Annotated in this window: 14 protein-coding genes; 8 read left to right on the forward strand and 6 right to left on the reverse strand. The window is 65.8% G+C overall.

Features of this window, described 5'->3' with window-relative positions; all coding sequences use genetic code 11:
• Positions 1-12: 12 nt before the first annotated feature.
• Complete coding sequence (locus ACZ5V4_RS05590) at positions 13-528, reverse strand: C-GCAxxG-C-C family protein (RefSeq protein WP_464317187.1); 516 nt, start codon at positions 526-528, stop codon at positions 13-15.
• Positions 529-679: 151 nt separating this feature from the next.
• Between ACZ5V4_RS05590 and ACZ5V4_RS05595 the strand changes: the two genes are divergently transcribed.
• The 8 genes from ACZ5V4_RS05595 to ACZ5V4_RS05630 all read left to right on the forward strand — a co-directional run bounded on the left by ACZ5V4_RS05595 (position 680) and on the right by ACZ5V4_RS05630 (position 11,247).
• Positions 680-2,698: a penicillin-binding protein activator gene (locus ACZ5V4_RS05595; RefSeq protein ID WP_464317188.1), complete on the forward strand. Its 2,019-nt coding sequence runs from the start codon at positions 680-682 to the stop codon at positions 2,696-2,698.
• Positions 2,699-2,802: 104 nt separating this feature from the next.
• Complete coding sequence (gene gatC / locus ACZ5V4_RS05600) at positions 2,803-3,093, forward strand: Asp-tRNA(Asn)/Glu-tRNA(Gln) amidotransferase subunit GatC (RefSeq protein ID WP_464317189.1); 291 nt, start codon at positions 2,803-2,805, stop codon at positions 3,091-3,093.
• Positions 3,094-3,104: 11 nt separating this feature from the next.
• Complete coding sequence (gene gatA / locus ACZ5V4_RS05605; protein WP_464317190.1) at positions 3,105-4,568, forward strand: Asp-tRNA(Asn)/Glu-tRNA(Gln) amidotransferase subunit GatA; 1,464 nt, start codon at positions 3,105-3,107, stop codon at positions 4,566-4,568.
• Between the two features lie 173 nt (positions 4,569-4,741).
• Positions 4,742-5,983, forward strand: a complete 1,242-nt coding sequence (locus ACZ5V4_RS05610) for a NupC/NupG family nucleoside CNT transporter (RefSeq protein ID WP_464317191.1) — start codon at positions 4,742-4,744, stop codon at positions 5,981-5,983.
• A 60-nt stretch (positions 5,984-6,043) separates the two neighbouring features.
• A complete protein-coding gene (locus ACZ5V4_RS05615) occupies positions 6,044-7,723 on the forward strand; it encodes a hydantoinase/oxoprolinase family protein (protein WP_464317192.1) in 1,680 nt (559 codons plus the stop codon).
• On the forward strand, positions 7,717-9,036 hold the full coding sequence (locus ACZ5V4_RS05620; RefSeq protein ID WP_464317193.1) for a histone deacetylase family protein: 1,320 nt from the start codon (positions 7,717-7,719) through the stop codon (positions 9,034-9,036). Before ACZ5V4_RS05615 ends, ACZ5V4_RS05620 begins: the two co-directional genes overlap by 7 nt.
• Before the next feature lie 344 nt (positions 9,037-9,380).
• The gene (locus ACZ5V4_RS05625; protein WP_464317194.1) at positions 9,381-10,763 is read left to right on the forward strand and encodes an AAA family ATPase; all 1,383 of its coding nucleotides are present in this window, start codon (positions 9,381-9,383) and stop codon (positions 10,761-10,763) included.
• Complete coding sequence (locus ACZ5V4_RS05630; protein WP_464317195.1) at positions 10,750-11,247, forward strand: hypothetical protein; 498 nt, start codon at positions 10,750-10,752, stop codon at positions 11,245-11,247. Before ACZ5V4_RS05625 ends, ACZ5V4_RS05630 begins: the two co-directional genes overlap by 14 nt.
• A gap of 262 nt (positions 11,248-11,509) precedes the next feature.
• Here ACZ5V4_RS05630 and ACZ5V4_RS05635 read toward each other — a convergent pair whose 3' ends face one another.
• The 5 genes from ACZ5V4_RS05635 to ACZ5V4_RS05655 are packed head-to-tail and all read right to left on the reverse strand — an operon-like array spanning position 11,510 to position 16,477.
• Positions 11,510-12,166 (reverse strand): tetratricopeptide repeat protein, encoded by a 657-nt coding sequence (locus tag ACZ5V4_RS05635; RefSeq protein WP_464317196.1) that lies wholly within the window; start codon positions 12,164-12,166, stop codon positions 11,510-11,512.
• 42 nt (positions 12,167-12,208) lie between these two features.
• Positions 12,209-13,048 carry a hypothetical protein gene (locus tag ACZ5V4_RS05640; protein WP_464317197.1) on the reverse strand — a complete coding sequence of 280 codons (840 nt, stop codon included), beginning with the start codon at positions 13,046-13,048 and terminating at the stop codon, positions 12,209-12,211.
• 19 nt (positions 13,049-13,067) lie between these two features.
• The gene (locus ACZ5V4_RS05645) at positions 13,068-13,934 is read right to left on the reverse strand and encodes an SGNH/GDSL hydrolase family protein (protein ID WP_464317198.1); all 867 of its coding nucleotides are present in this window, start codon (positions 13,932-13,934) and stop codon (positions 13,068-13,070) included.
• A 49-nt stretch (positions 13,935-13,983) separates the two neighbouring features.
• Complete coding sequence (locus ACZ5V4_RS05650) at positions 13,984-15,066, reverse strand: SGNH/GDSL hydrolase family protein (RefSeq protein WP_464317199.1); 1,083 nt, start codon at positions 15,064-15,066, stop codon at positions 13,984-13,986.
• Between the two features lie 19 nt (positions 15,067-15,085).
• Positions 15,086-16,477 carry an MBOAT family O-acyltransferase gene (locus tag ACZ5V4_RS05655; protein WP_464317200.1) on the reverse strand — a complete coding sequence of 464 codons (1,392 nt, stop codon included), beginning with the start codon at positions 16,475-16,477 and terminating at the stop codon, positions 15,086-15,088.
• Positions 16,478-16,552: the final 75 nt, after the last annotated feature.

Raw genomic sequence — 16,552 nt, forward strand, 5'->3', positions numbered from 1 at the left:
GGCAGGGCGAGGCTAGCCGATGCGGTCGGCCAGCCTGCGCAGAAGCGAGGCCAGGCGCGAGCCGCGCCGGGCCGGGGCGTGGCCCCTGGCCAGTTCGGGGGCGTGCTCCAGGATTGCGCGCGCGGCCAGTTCGGCGCCCATGCGGGTCAGCCCCGCGCACTGGGCGAAGTGCTTGGCCGGCTCGGCCTTCACGGGCTTTATGAGCACCCGGCAGCAGGCGGAGCCGGCCTGCTTCTTGAATGCGTCGTGCAGCGAACGCGAGGCCTCGCGCACTTTTTTCGACGGAAGGCGTTCCGAAAGGAACCACGAGGCGGCCAGCACCGAGCCCGCCAAGGCCCCGCAGACGCACCCGGCCTTGCCCAGCCCCTCGCCGAAGCCCGTGGCCAGCCCGCGGGCGCGCCCGGGCTCGAGCCCGCCGCCCAGGCCCTCGTTCAGGGCCGTCACGATGGCCTCGGCGCAGTACATCTCGCGGCTCAGGAAGAGCTCCTCGGCCCTGTCCGCCAGGGACTTCACGATGTCGGCGTGCATGGCCCCGGGTGTGGCAGATCGCGCCACTGGTGGCAAATACCTATTGCCTATGCCAGGGTGCGTCCGCCATAGAGCGCCGCCCGTCCTTGATTTGATGGGGAAGCGGCGTTAAGCTGGCGCTTTCGAGCAAGATCATACCAAAAGGTTCTTCATGAAAGCCATTCGCGCCACGCGTTTCGCGCTCGCAACGCTCCTCCTCCTGGCCCTGGCCGGGTGCGGGGGCATGAGCATGTTCGGCAAGGAAGCCCCGCCCACCTCTGAACAGGAGCAGTACGCCCTCCAGGGCAAGGCCGCCGAGGCCTGGCAGGCGGGCAAGTTCGAGCGCGCCCTGACCCTCTACGGCTACATCCTCCAAGGCCAGGCCCTGACCCGCGACGCCAAGCTCATCGCCCTGGAGCGCTCCGCGCGCTCGGCGCTGAAGCTCGGCCGCGCCCCCGAGGCCCTGGGCTTCCTGGAGACCTGGGCCCAGGTGGAGCCCAAGGCCAAGTCCACCTGGGAGTGGACCTCGCTCTACGTGGCCGCCCTCTCGGCCACGGGCCGCGAGCGCCAGGCCGAGGAGCACCTGGCCAAGCTGATCCAGACGCGCGGCGCGAGCTTCTCGCTCACCGGCCCGGCCACCATCGAGCTGGCCAGCCGCTACGCCGCCCGCGACCTGGCCACCCAGGCCGTGCGCGCCCTGCGCGCCCAGCACGCCAAGGCCCCCGGACCCTCGGAGCGCGCCCTGTTCGAGGCCGACACGGCCCGGATGCTCGGCACCCTGGAGCCCAAGGCCCTCTCGGCCATGCTGGCCACGGTGAACCCGGCCAACGCGAACGTCTTCCCCTACTGCCTGATCTCCTTCGAGGACCTGCGCAGGCTGGCCTCCTCCAACCCGTCCCAGGCCTCGCAGATGCGCGAACTGGCCGACAGGCTGGCGCGCTCCTCGGACCTGGCCGACCGGGAGCTGCCCCGGCGCATCGCCGCCCAGGGCCTCACCGCGGCCACCGCCGGGACCAGGGACGCCAGGGACCTGGCCACGACCCCGGGCATCAAGCCCGGCACCACGGCCGTGGCCCTGCTCCTGCCCCAGACCGGGCAGCTGCGCGCGCTGGCGGCCAAGGTGCAGGCCGGGGCCAACGCGGCCAAGGCCGTGCTCGCGGCCCAGGGCACGCAGGTGGACCTGCGGATCATCAACACCGACGACCCCAACTTCGTGGACCAGCTGACGGCCCTGCCCCACGAGCTGACCATCGTGGGCGGCCCCATGCACGCCAGCTACTTCAAGAACCTGCCCGCCAGCGGGGAGCTGTCGCGCCGCGTGTTCCTGACCTTCATGCCCGAGGTGACGGACGCCGGGGAAGGCAAGCAGGCCTGGCGCTTCTTCTGGAGCCCCGAGGACGAGGCCGCTTCCGTGCTCTCCATTCCGCTGGAGGCCGGGCTCAAACGCTTCGCCGTGCTGGCCCCCGAGGACCGCATGGGCAAGCGCCTGAGCGACGCCTTCGCCGCCACAGTGACTTCCAAGGGCGGCGAGGTGGCCACCATCCAGTCCTACCCGCCGCAGGAAGCGGCCAAGTGGGGCGACATCGTCAAGCACATGGTGCGCGCCGTGCCCACCGGCAGCGACGGCAAGACCTTCACCACCAGGCCCGACTTCGACGCCGTGTTCATCCCCGACGACCTCCAGCGCGCCGACCACATGATCGGCCAGCTGCACTTCTTCCAGGCCGACTCCCTGGTCGTTTTGGGGCCCCAGCTCTGGAGCGCCGCTCTTTCGGGCTCGGGCACGCGGCCCAACATCACCCCCTCCAACTACCGCTTCGCCTTCTGCCCCGGGGCATGGTGGCCGCAGTCGCCCGCCAAGCCCGTCTCGGAGCTCAAGGCCCAACTGGCCAAGGACCAGCAGGGAGACCCGGACTTCTGGAGCGCCCTGGGCTTCGACTTCGTGCGCCTGGCCGCCGCGTCCGGGGCCATGCCCGTGGACGCGGCCCCGTCCGAGATCACCATGCGCCTGAACCAGGCCTCCAAGAAGATGGAGTGGGCCATGGCCCCCATCACCTGGGACGACGGCGGCCGCGCCAAGATGTCCATGTTCTTCATGCGCCCGTCCGTGGAGGGCGTCGCCCCCGTGGACAAGGCCGGGTTCACCGAGCGCCTGGACGCGCTCAAGGCCAGGCAGCAGCCCCAGCAGTGAACAACCACGGCGGCCCCGCGCGACCCGTTCGCACGGGGCCGCTTCTTGCCTTGCGCCCCGGGTGCGGATAAAACCCCCGGGTCCGCCACCCAAGGAGTTCTCCAATGAAATTCACACCCGAGCAGGCCGCCAGGGTGGCCACCCTGGCCCGCCTCAGGCTGCCCGAGGACGGGCTCGAAAGGCTCGCCTCCCAGATGGGCGACATCCTCTCCTACATGGACACCCTGGCCGAGTGCGACACCACGGGCGTGGAGCCGCTCTACGGCCCGGTGGAGCACGCCACGCCCCTGCGCACGGACGTGGCCGTGAAGAGGTTCGAGCGCTCCGAAATCCTGGCCCAGGCCCCGGAGAGCGACGGACGCTTCTTCGTAGTCCCCAAGATCGTCTCCGGTTGAGGATCACCGCCATGTCAGCCATCACATCGCTTTCACTCACCGATCTGCGCGGCCGCCTGGCCGCCCGCGAAATAAGCGCCGTAGAGGCAGCGAGCGCCTGCCTGGAGCGTATCCGGGCCACCGAACCCGCCGTGGACGCGCTCCTGAGCGTCCAGGCCGAGGAGGCGCTCAGCCTGGCCCAGGCCCTGGACGAGGCCGGGCCGGACAAGGAAAAGCCCCTCTGGGGCGTGCCCATCGTGGTCAAGGACGCCATCTGCACCAAGGGCGTGCCCACCACCTGCGCCTCCAGGATCCTCGAGAATTTCGTCCCCTTCTACGACGCCACCTGCGTGGAGCGCCTGAAAAACGCCGGTGCGGTCATCCTCGGCAAGGCCAACATGGACGAGTTCGCCATGGGCTCCTCCACGGAGAACTCCGCCTTCAAGCCCACGCGCAACCCCTGGGACCTGGGCAAGGTCCCGGGCGGGTCCAGCGGCGGCTCCGGGGCCACGGTGGCCGCGCGCCAGTGCTTCGCGGCCCTGGGCACGGACACGGGCGGGTCCATCCGCCTGCCCGCCTCGTTCTGCGGTGTCACGGGCATCAAGCCCACCTACGGGCGCGTCTCGCGCTACGGGCTGGTTGCCTACGGGTCGAGCCTGGACCAGATCGGCCCCATGGCCCGCACGCCCCTGGACTGCGCGGCCATGCTGGAGGTGATGTCCGGCCACGACCCCAAGGACTCCACCTCCGCGCCCAGGCCCGTGCCCGCGTTCACGGCCCAGGCCGGGCGCGCGGACCTCAAGGGGCTTCGCCTGGGCATGCCCGAAGAGTACTGGGGCGAGGGCCTGACCCCGGAGGTGGCCGCGTGCTGCGCCCAGGCCATCGAGGCGGCCAAGGCGCTCGGGGCCGAGGTGGTGCCCGTGCGGCTGCCGCACACCCGCTTCGCCATCGCCACCTACTACATCGTGGCCATGGCCGAGGCGAGCTCCAACCTGGCGCGCTTCGACGGCGTGCGCTACGGCTACCGCGACCCCGAAGCCCGCGACCTGCGCGAGCTCTACGAGCTGTCGCGCTCGCGCGGTTTCGGCGAGGAGGTGCAACGGCGCATCGTGCTCGGCACCTACGTGCTCTCGGCCGGATACTACGACGCCTACTACCGCAAGGCCGCCCAGGTGCGCAGGCTCATCCGCCAGGACTTCCTGGACGCCTTCGAGTCCTGCGACGTGATCGTTGGGCCCGCCTCGCCCTTCACGGCGTTCGCGCTGGGCGAGAAAACCGGCGACCCGCTCCAGATGTACCTGGCCGACATCTTCACCATCTCGCTGAACCTCTCCGGCCTGCCCGGGCTCTCCGTGCCCGTGGGCCTGGGGGCGGACACGGGCATGCCCGTGGGCCTGCAGATGTTCGGCAGGGCCTGGGACGAGGGGACCATCCTGGGAGCGGCCAACGCCCTGCACGCGGCCCTGCCCCCCCTGGGCGAGCCGAAAGGACTGTAGAGGCGGGGCTCCGCCCCGCTCCCCGCAAGGGCTCCGCCCTTGACCCGCCAGGGGGAGAAGCCTCCCCCTGGACCCGGCATTCCGCTTCGCGGGTGTCACCGGTCTAATTGTCGCCGGGCGGCCGGGCGACGGCCACGGCGCTTCGCGCTACGCACCACCAACCAGGAACATCCATGCTCCAGAGCGCTTTCGGCCTCGCCGTCCTGATCCTCGCCGCGTGGCTTCTAAGCGCGGAACGCCGGCGCGTGCCCTGGCGCATGCTCCTCGGCGGCGTGGCCCTGCAGTTCGCCATCGCCGGGCTCATGCTCAAGGCTGCGCCGTTCAAGGGCCTGTTCATGGCGCTCAACAAGGTGGTCCTGGCAATGGAGGAGGCCACGCACGCGGGCACGTCCTTCGTGTTCGGCTACCTGGGCGGGGCTCCCCTGCCCTTCCCGGAGCCCGCGCCCGGCTCCGCCCTGGTGCTGGCCTTCCAGGCGCTGCCGTTGGTGATCGTCATCGGCGCGCTGACCTCGCTTCTGTTCTACTGGCGCGTGCTGCCCCACGTGGTCCGGGCGTTCTCCTGGGTGCTGAAAAAATCCATGGGCATCGGCGGGGCGCTGGGCGTGGGCGCGGCGGGCACGGTGTTCCTGGGCATGATCGAGGCCCCGCTGCTCATCAAGCCGTACCTCTCGCAGCTCACCAGAAGCGAACTCTTCGCGCTCATGGCCACGGGGCTCTCCTGCATCGCGGGCACCATGCTCATGCTCTACGCCTCGGTGCTGGGCGGGGTGATCCCGGATTCGCTGGGGCACATCCTCACGGCCTCGGTGATCCACGCCCCGGCGGCCCTGGCCGTGGCCGCCGTGATGCTCCCCGAGAGGGGCAGGCCCACGCTCGGCGACGAGATCCCGGCTTCGGCCGCCTGCGGCTCCATGGACGCCCTGGCCAAGGGCACGTGGGACGGGTTCCAGCTTTTTCTGAACATCGTCGCCATGCTGATCTCCTTCCTGGCCGTGGTGAAGCTCGTGAACATCGGGCTGGGCTTCGCCCCGGACGTGCTCGGCGCGCCGCTCACGCTCGAGCGGATGCTCGGCTGGGTCATGTCCCCCGTGGCCTGGCTCCTGGGCGTGCCCTGGGCCGAGGCGGGCGTGGCGGGCGGGCTTCTGGGCACGAAGCTCGTGCTGAACGAGTTCATCGCGTTCTTGAACATGTCCCAGCTGCCCGAGGGGGCGCTGGGGCCGCGCTCCCGGCTGATCCTGGCCTACGCCATGTGCAGCTTCGCCAACTTCGGCAGCGTGGGCATCATCATCGGCGGGCTCGGCGCGCTCTGCCCGGAGCGCCGCTCCGAGATCGCCGGGCTCTCGCTCAAGGCCCTGGCGGCCGGGGCCATCGCCTCGCTCATGACCGGGGCCGTGGTGGGGGTTTTGTTCCCCTAGGGCCGCGCGGGGCGCGACTTGGCAATGGTGTTCGGGAAAATTCCGTGCTAAGTCGAACCCATGCTGATCGGCATCGACGTGGGTGGCACGCACACGGACGCCGTGCTCGTGGGGGCGGACGGCCTCAAGGCCTGGGCCAAGGCCAAGACGAACCGCGCGGACCTGATGGCCTCCATCCGCGAGGTCCTGGCTAAGGTCGCGCCCGAAGCCGGGCCCATGCCGATCACGCGCCTGAACCTTTCCACCACCCTCTCCACCAACGCCATCGTCGAGGGCCTGACCGAGCCCGTGGGCATCTTCGTGGCCGCGGGCCCGGGCATGCAGCCCTCGGCCTACTCAATGGGCGACTATTACCGGGTGATCCCGGGCAGCACCGACCACCGGGGCCGCGTGACCGCCGTGCTGGACGAAACCGTGGCCTGCGCCCACGCAGCGCGCTGCAAGGCCGGGGGCGTCAGCGTCTACGCCTGCGTGAGCAAGTTCTCCCCGCGCAACCCCGAATTCGAGGAGGCGCTTCGCGCCGTGGTCCACCCGCAGGCCGACTTCGTGAGCTGCGGCCACGAGTTCTCGGGCCAGCTGGGCTTCGGCAGGCGCATCCACACCGCCGCCTTCAACGCCTCGGTCTGGCGCATCTTCAACCGTTTCGCCGACGCGGTGCAGCGCGCGAGCCTGGATTTCGGGCTCTCGGCCCAGGTGAACATCCTCAAGGCCGACGGCGGCACCATGCCGCTCAGCATGTCGCGCATGTTCCCGGTGGAGTCGATCCTCTCCGGCCCGGCCGCCTCGGTCATGGGCATCATCGCCGTGTGCGACATCGCCGAGGACTCCGTGATCCTGGACATCGGCGGCACCACTACCGACATCGCCCTCTTCGCGGACGGCGCGCCGCTCATCGAGCCCGAGGGCGCGGTGATCTCGGGCCGCCCCACCCTGGTGCGCGCGCTGAAAAGCCGCTCCATCGGCATCGGCGGCGACTCGGCCATCTCCGTGAAGGACGGCCACGTGCGCGTGGGGCCCCGCAGGCTCGGCCCGGCCATGGCCGAGGGCGGGGAGCACCCGACCCTGACCGACGCGCTGAACGTGCTGGGCGCGGCCGACCTCGCCGACACGTCCGCCTCGCGCCGGGGATTGAACGAGCTTGCCGCCCGCCACGGCACCGACGGGCGCACCATGGCCCTGGACGCGGCCCTGGCCGCCGTCACCTCCATCCGCGCCGCCGTGATCGACCTCACCCGCGCGGTCAACGACCGGCCCGTGTACACCATCTACGAGCTCCTGGAAGGCAAGCGCGTGGCCCCGAGCAAGGTCTACGTCATGGGCGGGCCGGCCCAGGCCATGGCCGGGCTTTTGGCCGAGTCCTTCCCCGAGGAGGTGGTGGTGCCGGGCAACTACGCCGTGGCCAACGCCATCGGCGCGGCGCTCTCGCGCCCGACCCTCTCGGCCGAGCTCTTCGCGGACACGCAACGCGGGCGCATGCTCATCCCGGGCCTGGACGTGGAGGAGGCCGTGGGCCTCGGCTACGGCCTGGACCAGGCCCGCGAGGACGCCGCGCGCTACCTGCGCGAATACCTGGAGCAGATGCGCATCCACGACCCCGGGGCAATGGTCGAGACCATCGAGGCGCAATCGTTCAACATGGTCGAGGGAGAGTCCATGGTCGGGCGCAGCATCCGCGTCAAATGCCAGATCAGGCCCGGGGTGCTGCCCGGGTACCGCGAGGCGGTGAACGCCAGATGTTGAGAGCCGCGAGCACACTTGGCGTGGTCTTCTTCCCCGCCTACGACTGGGCCATCGGCCCGACCCACCCCGAGCGCCAGGAGCGCCTGCTCTACACGCAGGACCAGCTGCGCGAGGAGGGCCTGTTCGACGTGGAGGGCATCCGCGAGTACAAGCCCGACGTGGCCCTGGCCCAGGACGTGGACCTGGCGCACTTCACCTTCCCGGACGTGGAGTCCGTGGTCACCACCTCGCACCTGATCTCGGCGGGCGGGGCCATGCGCGCGGCCAGGCTGGTCATGGAGCGCGAGGCCAGGCGGGCCTTCGCCCTGGTCAGGCCGCCGGGCCACCACGCCATGAAGGTGGTGCACGGCACGCGCGGCTTCTGCACCATCAACATCGAGGCCGTGATGGTGGAGTACCTGCGCGAGCGCTACGGCGTGCGCCGCGTGGCCATCGTGGACACCGACTGCCACCACGGCGACGGCACCCAGGACATCTATTGGCACGACCCGGACGTGCTGTTCATCTCCATCCACCAGGACGGGCGCACCATCTACCCCGGCTCGGGCTACCCCTACGAGCTGGGCGGCCCCACCGCCATGGGCGCCACCTGCAACATCCCGCTCTTGCCCGGCACCGGCGACGAGGGCATCCTGCACGTGCTGGACAACGTGGTCACGCCCCTGATCGAGCGCTTCAAGCCAGACATCGTGATCAACTCCGCCGGGCAGGACAACCACTTCTCCGACCCCATCACGCACATGAACTTCACGGCCCAGGGCTACGCGGAGCTGACCCGCAGGCTGAACGCCGACATCGCGGTGCTGGAGGGCGGCTACTCCATCCAGGGCGCGCTGCCCTACGTGAACCTGGGCATCTGCCTGGCCATGGCCGGGATGGACGCCTCCGGGGTGGTGGAGCCGAGCTACGACCCGGAGGCCGTGAAGCAGGAACAGCGCATAACAGACTACACCCGCTCGCTCGCGGACCAGCTGCTGGCCTACTTCCAGGACCCGCCCGCCATGCCCAAGCACGGCAAGGCCGAGGGGGAATGGTTCGTGAGGGAGAAGGAAATCCACTACGACACGGACGGCATCTTCGAGCGCCAGCTGGAAAAGGTGAGGATGTGCAAGGACTGCGGCGGCGTGGTGGTGATCGAGAGCCGCGCGGGTTCAGGCCCGCTGTGCCTGGGGGTGCAGATTCCGCTGCGCGCCTGCCCGGAATGCGCGAAGAAGGGTGTCGAGGCCTTCGAGGACGGACAGCGGTCCAAGAGGTTCAGAAGGGCCATGCTGGTGGACAGGCCAGGGAAGTCGATTAAGAGGGCGTTGTTGTAGATTTCATAACACCGTGGTTGAAATTTAGCTTCTGTCAACGAGGAGAGGGCTTCTGAGCTTCCGTCGCTTGCGAGTCAGTTCGTGCCGCACATAACTGTCGCACAACGTTCCTCCGGTGGCGTTCACTACGCTGATAACAATCAATATATTTGTCCTACATCAGTTAACGCACCTCAGGACAATATTTTCGCCCCCCCCCAAAAAAGTGAGCATCAATACTATCGCCGAGGAAGCCCCCTTTCTGTCGCCCAACTATACCCCTCCCCCTTCGGGCCATTGCCCAATCTAGATTCTGCTGCTAGAATAGATATGCGCCTGACTAATCATACGTCCAGGAGACCGCTATGATCACCAACCTTTCCGTCAGAAACTTCAAATGCATCGACAATACAAACATCATATTCCGTCCAATAACGATTCTTTGTGGCCCTAATTCGAGCGGGAAAAGCTCATTAATTCAATCCATGTTACTCCTAAAACAATCTGTTGCCCTCGTCAAAGGCATTCATACACTTGCCCCTCGAGGCCCAATAGTCGACCTTGGCAGCTTCAACGACATGGTCCGCTGTCATAATAATTCAAATCGAATAGCATTCGAATTTAATATTCAAAGTCCAAGCATGGCTCTTGAACATCATTTCAATATGATTGAAAAATTTTCTCGAAACATTTGGTACAGACGAATGAGCCACGCAATAAATTCCATGCGTTATTGTTTTGAATATTCGTACAGCAAAGAGAAAGAAGCAATATCGCTATACAACTTTTCTGTTTCTGACAGCACAAGCTGGGCACTTTCTTCAAAGCACAACACCGATGGCACCTATGGCTTTGTTCGAGGGAGAAAAGAGCAAAACAAAAAACGCAAACAAACCAATCCAGGACTGAAATCATTAAGTGAATTCTTTTCACCTAATCCGCCACGCGAACTAATATTAGACGAATCAGTTTCGGCATACAAAAGGGAGAAGCTCAATACAATAAAAGTATTCATGACTCAATTACTAGAGGTAGTTAATGCAGAGATTGCATCAATCAATTACCTTGGCCCATTCCGACAAATGCCAAATAGATTTTATATGACCGGCGGGGCGATGCCCTTCGACATAGGCTACAGAGGGGAGACTGCAATTGATTATTTGAGCCACAAAAAAACATCCGGGGAGGAAGACGTAATTTCTTTTGTCCGCAAGTGGTTAATGAGATTTGGATATGCCGCAAATTTTGATGTTGAAACCATCAAGAGCTTTGTGAAGACAGTTACCCTCACGAACTCATCTAGCAAAGTCACATCCTCGTTAGTTGATGTCGGATTTGGGATATCACAGCTTCTCCCTGTTTTAATAGCAGTCTACAGACACAAGAGAGGTATTCACCTTTTTGAGCAACCAGAAATCCATCTTCACCCTCGGTCACAAGGCGATCTTGCGGATTTATTCGCGGAGAACATTCACCAAAACAAATCTTATGTAATCGAAACGCACAGTGAGCATTTTTTAAATCGATTCCGACTTCGCATTGCCGAAAACAAGCTGGACCCTCGTGTAATCGCTATCTACTTCATCCACCAAGATAAAGGGGGATACCACACAAAAGAAGTTACGATAGCAAGCGACGGATCATTCACAGGCTTCCCGGACAATTTTTTCGATGAGTCCTACCTTGAAACAATCAAAATCATGGAAGCAAACATCGCAGCGGCGAAGGCAAAAAATGAACTCGCCTAAAACATCCCTCGACAAAGAATATGTCCTAGACACTTCCGTTCTTGCAAGTGCAAGACTTGACTATGCCACGACAAACACAGGCGACGACCCGAGGAGCATTGAAGAATACCAACGAATACAAGATGCCTGCTTCAACACACTACTCGAATTATCAGCAGCTACAATTCTTCTTGATCTTGACGGTGAAATCTCAGCCGAATATCAAAATAAGGTGTTAAACGATGATCCAAAAGGCTTTCCGGCACAATGGATTTCCAGAATGACAGCAACTGGACGCATAAGATATCACCGCGTTGAATATGACAGTTCAATCAGGTCACATCTTAGAAGCCACTTTAACCTTTCAAAGGTCGATTGCTGCGGTATTTTTCTAGCAAGACATGCATCAACGAAAACAATTCTTCATCGTGAATCTGGAATGAACAATGCCTCAGGGTACATCAAAGGAAAACTTACCGTCACTGCGAAGCATGTCATGAAGTAATCGCCACAAAAACACGCAGAAAACGCAATTTAACGACAAATGACTACGCATCACAACAATGCGTCATGATGCAACTGCATCTTGAATTATAATTTTCATATTTTATAACACCAAAGTTTAAGCACATTAGCAACCAATTGAATCGTCTACAAACCATGTCGAAATCAATCCGACATCCAATCCATCCATCCCTTCGACAGAAGCAAACCGCCCGCGCTTGCGCGCGGGCGGCCCGTTTCAATCAATAGCCGAGTAAGAAGCCTTATTTGGCCTGCAACTCCTTCACCACGTCCGCCAGCTTCCTGCCGTCGGGCATGCGGGCGTCAGGCTTCACCGCAAGCAAGTCCTGCCAGGCCTTCAGCGCCCCGGCCTTGTCGTTCAGATCGAAAAGCAGCACCACGCCGGTGTTCAATCTCGACTGCTCGTGCTTCGCGTCCAACGACGCGGCCTGCTGGAACGCCTTCAGCGCCTCCTGCGGCTTGCCCTGCAACCTGAGCATCACCCCCATGTCCGTCCAGACGTTGGGCTGGGCCGGGTTCAGGGCCAGCGACTTCTGGTAGGCGGCCACGGCGCGGTCGGGCAGTTCCGCGTCGAAGTAGGTGTTGCCGAGGTCCGTCCAGACCTTGGGGTCGTTGGGGTTCTTGGCGGCCTTGTCTTCCATGGCCTTGGCCTGGGCCATCAGCGGCGAGTTCATCCCGCTCATTCCGCCCATGCCGCCCTGCTGGGGCATGCCGCCCTGGGGCTGCTGCTGGTGCATTCCGGCCTGCCCGCCCTGGGCGGCCTCCTGATTGAGGACCATCACGGCCCCCTGCCAGCCCAGAAACACGCCGGCCAGAAGGGCCACTGCGGCCATGAGCACGGCGCTCTGCTGGCGGACCATGACCGGCCCGCCCTGGGGGGAATTCTTGGCTTTCTTCATCGTCACTCCTGCTGCGTGATCAAGGGCCGGCCGCGCGCCGGGCTACTGCCCGGAAGCGCCCACGGCCTTGCCGTACTTGGGGTTGAGCGCCGCTTTCGACAAGAAATAATCCAGCTTTATCTTGCGGTTGCGATAGATTCTCTCCCAGTAGTAGTTGGGGGGGTCCTTCCAGACCAGGCGGTCCCTGGTGCCGTCCTCGAACACCGCCTCCACGGCGGGCTCGGGGCACTCCACGGTGCCGTCCTGGCGCATGGCGAGCACGGCCACGAAGGCGATGGAGCGGAAGGTCTCCTTGACCGAGCGCAGGCGCGAGACGTAGCGGCTGTCCTGGTCGGTGATGCTCGCAAGGTCGATCTCGCCCCTGAACTCGGCCTTGCCGCCGCCCAGGTCCTTCCACTCGCGCGAGGAGAAGAACGCGTAGGCGTCCACGGCCTTGCCGAGCTGCGGGGTCGCGAAGCCCTTGAGTACCGCGTCCTTGAAGGCGTCCGCCCCTGACTGCGCGGCCGGGGCCTGCGCCTGGGCGGGAGCCTGCTGGGCCTGCGCGCCCATGTCCAGTCCCCTCACCTCCAGGCGGCCAAGCGGAAGGGTGAACACGGGGCTGCGGTCGTTGAAGATGAGCAGCTGCCCGGCCACGTCCACCACGAGCTTGCGCTCAACGGCCTGGTCCAGGGCCGCGCGGGTTGCCGGGGGGAAGAACTCCCGGTCGCCCAGGACCACGAATTTGCTCGCGTCCAGCATCAGCCGGTAGGTCTGCGTCTGGCCTTCCTCGGCCAGCACCACCTTGCCGGAGCGCGTCACCTGCATTTCCTTGACGAGCCGGGCCTGGGCCGGAACGGCCGCCAGCAGCGCGGCCAGCAGCGCCAGTACGAATAAGCGCTTCATGTCGGTATCCTCGCGTGGGTCAGGCGTCCTTGAGCGTGAGGGCCGAGGCCCCGGGCGCGGACGCGTCCCAGTTTATCCTTTTGTCCAGGGCTTCCAGGCAGCGCGCGGCCAGGGCCGCTGACCCGGCCTGGGTCAGGTGGACGCCGTCGCGGGCGCGCAGGGTGGCCCCGCCCTCCACGTCGGGCTTGGAGAAGGCGAAGCCGCCGCCCGGGGCCGAGAAGAGGTCCCAGGTTTCAACAAAGTGGCAGTCGCGGTTGGCGGACATGACCCGGCGCACCAGGGCGTTTATGTGCCTGAGGTCGCGGCTCAGGGTCTCGTCGGCCATCACCGGCGCGCCCAGCCAGAACACGGTGGCCGAGGGGTTGTGCGAGCGCACGATGCCCAGGATGCGGCGCACGCGCTCCTTGTAGGCCCTGTCCCACTCCGGGGTGCCGAAGTGCGCCAGGGTGCCGTCCTTCAGGGTCATGCGCTTGTTGTCGTTGGCCCCGAGCATCACCACCACCACGTCCGGCCGGTACTTGCCGGTCAGCTGGTCCATGTGCCGGTCCCAGTCGAAGAAGTCCGGGCGGGCCAGGCCCGAGGAGACCTTGCCCAGGCTCGCGAAGGCCAGGCCGGGCTTCGCGGACAGGGTGCGCTCGAGTTCCGAGGCCAGGCCCACGGACAGCGAGTCCCCGGCAACGGCGATGGAGTGGGCCACGCGCTTGGGCAGCGGGGCGTTGAAGGGGTTCCTGGTGCCCACGCCCGGCTTCTGGAGCGCGGCCATGGCCTTGGCCTTGGTGGAGGATTTGGCGAAAGCGGGGCCGCCGCCCTCGACCCCGGCGCAAGCCGAAAGAAGCAGGGCGAAAGCGGCCAGGGCCGCCTTGCGGAGGAAATCTGAAACAAGCATGGTGTACCCGTTTGGCCTCATTCGGGGGCGCAGTCAAGGCCGCGAGGGCCTATGGGGCGGCGTGGCCCTGCGCGCCCGGGGCCTGGGCCACCTGGCGGTGCTCCCTGGGGCGCAGCTCGATGTCCTCGCCCGCGTCCTTGAGGAAGGCGCGCACGATGATGTCGCCCCCGGCGGTGGAGAAGTGGACCTTGTCCCCCTCGCGCACGCGCACCCTGCGCCCGGCCGGGTCCTGGATGTGCTGGGCGTAGCTCCCGCCGGGCCCGGCCAGGAGTTCCCAGGTGTCCACGTAGTGGGCCCCGGGAAAAGCCTTGCAGGCACTACTGACGATGGCGTTGAGCGCGCGGCTGCGCCCGGACAGGTCCTGGTCGCCCATGACCGGCAGCCCGATCCAGTAGCTCTTCACGCCCTTCTCGTCCATGGCCGCGAGGAACTTGGCGAGCCTGGCCTCGTAGACGCTCCTGCGCTTGTCGGCCAGGGCGGCGGGCTCGGGGGAGTCGGGGTCGAGAGTGAGGTACTTGGCGTCGTTGGCCCCCATCATCACCACCACCACCTGGGGGTCGTACTCGCGCAGGAACTGGCGCAGCGCGGCCTCCCAGTTGTAGTATTGGGGGTTAAGGAGCCCGCTCGCGATCTTGCCCTTGGGGATCATGCTCAGGCCGTCGTACTCCTTGAACACCTTGTCCATGCTGATGGCCAGGGTCACGGCCAGGGAGTCGCCCACCACGAGCACGTTCAGGGGCGGGGCAAGCTTCGGCCCGGCCTTGCAGGCCTCGCGGGCCGCGTCGGGAGAAGCCGGGCCGTCCGGCTGGCCGGGCTGGCCCGGAGCGGCCTCGGGCTCGGCCGCGCGGGCCTTGGGCGCGGCGGCGTCCGCCAGGGAGGCGTCCTGGCAGCGGTAGGTCTTCTTGTAGGTGCCGTCGAACAGCCCGGCCGTGGAGCAGTCCAGCGCGAGCCCCAGCCCGGTGAGCCCGGAGCCCTTGTGCAGGGCCTCCCCGGCGCTCAGGGCCAGGCCCAGGGCCTCGGGCACGGCGTCGGGGAACCTGGAGGACAGCCAGGACTCCATGCGGTCGAATTGCAGGGCCACGGCCACGGTCAGGGCCAGGGCGTATGTCAGGAAGATGCGGGCACCCTTCATGGGCGTAAGCGTCCTTGTCCTAGAATGAGAAATAGATGAAGGGCAGCATTCCGTCCGGCCCCATGCGCACGATGAGCGCCCCGAGCACCCCGTAGGCGATGGCCTGCGCGGGCGCGGGCATGCGGCATAGAAGCCCCGGGCAGTTCCTGAGCCAGTCCAGGCGCAGGGCCTGGAAGCCGATCACGCCGAAGGTCACGGCGCAAAGCGTCCACGTGGGGCCTGTTCCGGCGGCGTCGAAGCTCGCGATGCGCCAGAGCACCTGGGCGGCCGTCTCGAAGTCCGGGGCGGCGAAGAAGACCCAGGCCAGGGTCACGAAGCCGAAGGTGCAGGCCCAGAAGAACCCGTCGCGCGCCCTGGCCCGCCAGCCCGTCACGTTTGCCCAGAGCTTCCCGGCGAAGGAGTGGGCCACCATGAGCCCCACCCCGTGCAGCACGCCCCAGGCCAGGAACGTCAGGCTCGCGCCGTGCCAGAATCCGCCAAGGCCCATGGTCAAGAGCAGGTTCAGGTTGCGCCTCGCCTTGGGGCAGCGACTGCCGCCCAGCGGGATGTAGAGGTAGTCGCGCAGCCAGGTGGAGAGGCTCACGTGCCAGCCCTGCCAGAACTCGCGCAGGCTGCGCGCCTTGTAGGGCTGGTTGAAGTTGTCCGGCACGCGAAGCCCCAGAAGCCCGGCCAGGCCCTGGGCCAGGTCGGAGTAGCCGGAGAAGTCGCAATAGATCTGCGCGCTGTAACCGAGCACGCCCACCAGGGCTCCTATACTCGAGAAGTCGTCTGGCGAGCTGAAGAGTTGGCGCGTGACGTGCTCCGAGAGGTAGCTCGACAGGGCCACCTTCTTGAAGAGCCCCACCACGATGAGCCAGAAGGCCTTGTTCGCGTCGGTCCAGGCCGGGGCCGAGGAAAGCTGCGGGATGAAGTCCCTGGCGCGCAGGATCGGCCCGGAGAGCACGGTGGGGAAGAAGGCCATGAACACCATGACGTCCAGGGGGCTTCGCACGGCCTCGCGCGGGTCGCGGTAGACGTCCACCGCGTAGCCCACGCCCTGGAAGGTGAAGAACGAGATGCCCACGGGCAGCACGATGGAGAGATCCGGCAGCGCGCCCGAGAGCTCGGCCGCCAGGCCGTAGTATTTGAAGAAGCAGAGCTCCCCGAGCACGGCCGCGAGGTACGCCGTGAGCCAGGCCTTGCGCGCGCCAACGCGCGAAGCGTCGATCCGCGACAGCACCAGGCCCGCGCCCCAGGTGGCCAGGCTCACGCCCGCGAGAAGCGCCAGGAAGCCCGGGTGGAACGACCCGTAGAACACGTAGGAGGCCGCGAGCAGAAGGACCTTGAAGGCGGTCTCGCGGGGCCGCAGGACCCATCCCAGGCCCAGCACGGCCAGGAAGAAGAAGGCGAATTCCAGGCTAAGAAGCTGCATGGCCGCCGGAAGCGAAATCCATCGTTTCTCCCAAAAAAGCGGGGCTTGACCTCGCCCCTGCGCTGTTACACTCTC

Source organism: Fundidesulfovibrio sp. YSD1 (genome assembly GCF_055397115.1).